This is a genomic window from Campylobacter sp. TTU-622 (assembly GCF_016598965.1).
In the GTDB taxonomy this organism is placed as follows: domain Bacteria; phylum Campylobacterota; class Campylobacteria; order Campylobacterales; family Campylobacteraceae; genus Campylobacter_D.
This window is the reverse complement of record NZ_JAENKR010000163.1, coordinates 1-1275: the sequence shown is the minus strand read 5'-3', so window position 1 is coordinate 1275 and position 1275 is coordinate 1. Positions and strand designations below refer to the sequence as shown.

Genomic DNA, 1275 nt, shown 5'->3' with positions numbered 1-1275 from the left:
GAATTAGATGAGCTTTGGATGATAGATGAAAAAAGCTATTTAATTATTTCTCCTGGAAAAAATAAAGAACAAATGGCTTCTCTTGTAGAAAGTAATTTAAAAACTATAGAAAATTTTAAATTTATCTATAAAAATGATTTAATTTCACCGAAAATAAAATCTGTTTATTTAGATAAAGATGGCAATCCTGATGGAAATATTTTAGAAGAATTAATTGAGCAGATTAATATAAATGAACAAAGTTAGTGAATTTTTACTAAAAAAATCAAGCAACTATGATAAAATTGATCGTTTTGTTGCTTTTAGAATGTATGAGAAATACAAAAAAAAATTAAAGATAAAACCTATAATCCATATAGTAGGTACAAATGGTAAAGGGAGTACGGGAAGATATTTAACTCAACTTTTATATCATTTAGGTTATAAAGTTGGACATTATACTAGCCCCCATATTTTTAGTTTTAATGAAAGATTTTATTTAAATTCAAAAATTATAAGTGATAAAAAATTAGAATTAGCCCATCAAAAACTATCTAATATTTTTAAAAATGATCTAGAGGAATTAAGTTATTTTGAATATGCTACATTTTTAGCTACAATACTTTTTAAAGATTGTGATTACATTATTTTTGAAGCAGGAGTAGGTGGAGAATATGATGCTACTTCTATTTTTGATAAAAAATTAAGTATTTTTACAAGAATAGGTTTTGATCATAAAGATCTTTTAGGAAATACACTTAAAGATATAGCAAGAACAAAGCTAAAAATTATGACTAAAAAAGCTCTTATAACTACAAAACAAGAAGAAGAAGTTTTAAATCTTGCAAAACACATTGCTTATATGAAAAAAACAAGATTATATTTTAATGAGCTTTTAAGTAATGATATAAAAAATCAATTTGAAAATTATGCTAAAAAATATCAATTACCAAATTTTTTAAAACATAATTTAAATTTAGCTTTAAATGCTTGTGTGCTTTTAGAGGGTAAAAAAAGAACTTTTAAAGCTTTTGAAAAATTAAAAGCTTTAAATTTGTTAGCTAGATGTCAAAAGATTAACTCTAAACTTTATGTAGATGTTGGTCACAATCAAATGGCAGCTAAGGCTTTATATGAAAGATTTCAAAATATTAAAATAGATTTGATATACAATTCTTATTTAGATAAAGATATTTTTGAAATTTTAAAAACATTAAAGCCTATAATAGATACAATAAAAATTTACAAATACAAAGATGAACAAAGAAAGCTGGCAAATGATATAATTTTTTCTAT

Annotated in this window: 1 protein-coding gene and 1 pseudogene; both read left to right on the top strand. The window is 22.7% G+C overall.

What is annotated here, in order from left to right; genetic code table 11:
• Positions 1–246, top strand: a pseudogene (locus JG677_RS08205) (hypothetical protein); the annotation flags it as partial.
• A partial coding sequence (locus JG677_RS08200; RefSeq protein ID WP_200286149.1) for a Mur ligase family protein occupies positions 233–1275 on the top strand: 1043 nt, incomplete at its 3' end. The pseudogene JG677_RS08205 and the gene JG677_RS08200, both read left to right, overlap by 14 nt.